This is a genomic window from Streptomyces sp. SID9727 (assembly GCF_010550605.1).
Lineage (GTDB): Bacteria > Actinomycetota > Actinomycetes > Streptomycetales > Streptomycetaceae > Streptomyces.
Map to the genome: position 1 here is coordinate 1 of NZ_JAAGNI010000341.1, position 2,179 is coordinate 2,179.

Consider the following 2,179-nt stretch of genomic DNA (forward strand, 5'->3'; position numbering starts at 1 on the left):
GGCAGGACGGCGGTCGGGTCGGCCTGGGGGCCCGCGCCGGGCGCGCCGCCGTGCGGCAGGACGCTGGTGACCCCGTTGGGGTCGTACGAGCCGGCGTTGCTCGGCAGCACCTGCGTCGGGTCGGCCGCGCCGGGGATCTCGGGTACGGCGGTGGGCGCCGGGTCGGGCGCGAGCAGGGCGGCGACCCCGTCGGCGGCGGCGATCTGCGCGGGACTCGCGTGGACCCCGATGCCGTCGGCGACGGTACGCAGGGCACGGGCCAGGTTCTCCGCGCTCGGCCTGCGGTCCGGGTCCTTGCTCAGGCACCGCTCCATGACGGTCCACAGGGGCTCGGGGACGGTGCTGGGGCGACGCGGCTCCTCGCTGAGGTGCCGGTGCAGGACTTCGAGCGCGGTGCCGCCGGCGAACGGCGGGCGGCCGGTGACCAGCTCGTACAGGAGGATGCCGGCGCCGTAGATGTCGACGGCGGAGGTCTGCGGGCGGCCCTCGGCGGACTCCGGCGCCACGTAGGCGGGGGTGCCGACGAACTCGTGGGTCCGGGTCAGGCCCGGCGAGTCGGCGAGGCGCGCGATGCCGAAGTCGGTGAGCATCGGGCGCATCGCACCGTCGGGGTCGGCGAGCAGCACGTTGGCGGGCTTGAGGTCGCGGTGCACGACGCCGTCGGCGTGGCTGGCGGCGAGCGCGTCGGCGATCTGCGCGGTGAGCAGCGCGGCGGCGACCGGGGTGAGCGGGCCGTTGTCGCGCAGGTAGCGGTGCAGGTCGGGGCCGTCGATCAGGTCCATGACGAGGGCCAGGAGGTCGCCCTCGACCACGAGGTCGCGGGTGCGCACGATGTTGGGGTGGGTCAGCCGCAACAGGACGGAGCGTTCCCGCAGGAACCGCATCACCACGTCCGCGTCGTTGGCCAGCTCCTCCTTGAGGACCTTGATCGCCACGGTCTCGCCGGGCCGGCCGGCCACGGCCGCCTCGGCGCCCGCCGCCTCGCGCTGGCTGGCGCGCCAGACGGTGCCCGTGGCACCGCGTCCCAGCGGCTCCTCCAGGAGGTACTTGCTGCCTACCGGCCGCACGTCATGCGCTCCCTGCTGGTCGTGGTGGATCGATCCCGGGGTACCCCCGGAGTTTCCGGCCCACTCTAGAGGCTGTACGGGGGAGGCCGGCCGGGTCCGCGAGATGGCTTCGCCGGTCCGTGGGCCCGGGCGCGCGCTCGCCGCCCTCCGGCGGGCGCGCCCCGCTCCCCGTACGGAAGGGTCCCGGGGGAAGACGTCCGCCCGGGCCGGATGGTTGCCGGAGCCGTGCGCCGGGAAACCGGTCATGCCGCGCTTTTGGGGCCACAGCAGACGTTTCAAGATCACTAACTGATGACCGCCGGGCGTGTTGTCAGCGGCAGGTGCGAGGATGCCTGGAGCACGACTGCGCGGTCGGGAGCCTCGCGGTGCGTGACGAACCTGTACCGGACGACGCGTCCGTGCCGGGTGGGGGGAATCACAGGGCGTTCCCCCGGCCGGCGCCGCGCGCAGAAGGGACCGCTGACGGCGATGCAGATCCGGCTGACCGTTCTCGCGCCGCCCAGCGGCCAGACCCCGGCGCGCGCCTGCGATGTGCTGGTCACCGCCCCCGCGGGGACGGCGCTGGCCTCCGTCGCGTCGGGCCTGGCCATGGCCGTCGCCGGTCCCGACGGCTCCCTCGGCAGCGGTGCGGTGGTGCTCTTCGCGGGCCGGGAGCGGCTGGACGCGCAGCGCTGCGCCCTCGGTGAGCCGCCCCTGGTCGACGGCGCGGTGCTCTCGCTCCAGGTCCCGGGCGAGGACGAGACCGCGGACGAGGCGGTCCCCGCCCAGCTCCAGGTGGTCGCCGGTCCCGACGCGGGCGGGGTCCACCTGCTGCACGGCGGCACGGTCCGCGTCGGCCGCTCGGCCGAGGCCGACGTCCCGCTGGACGACCCCGACGTGTCCCGGCTGCACTGCGAGGTGACGGTCGCCGAGGACGGCCGGGTCTCCGTGGCCGACCTGGGCTCCACCAACGGCACCTCGCTCGACGGGGCCGAGGTCCACGACCGCCCGGTCCGGCTGGCCCCGGGGGCGCTGCTGCGGCTCGGCGAGTCGACGCTCCGGCTCGCCTCGGGCACGCGCCCGCCGGTGCTGCCGACGGCCCCGGACGGCGAGGGCCACCTGCGGGTCGCCCG

General features: G+C 76.1%; 2 protein-coding genes. One reads left to right on the forward strand and one right to left on the reverse strand.

Annotation, left to right across the window (positions count from 1 at the left end; genetic code table 11):
• On the reverse strand, positions 1-1,067 hold a 1,067-nt coding region (locus tag G3I41_RS23210), incomplete at its 3' end, for a serine/threonine-protein kinase (protein WP_164402320.1).
• Between the two features lie 468 nt (positions 1,068-1,535).
• On the opposite strand from G3I41_RS23210, the gene G3I41_RS23215 reads away from it, so the two are divergent.
• Positions 1,536-2,179, forward strand: a 644-nt coding sequence (locus G3I41_RS23215) for an FHA domain-containing protein (RefSeq protein WP_164402321.1), incomplete at its 3' end; no start/stop codon positions are given.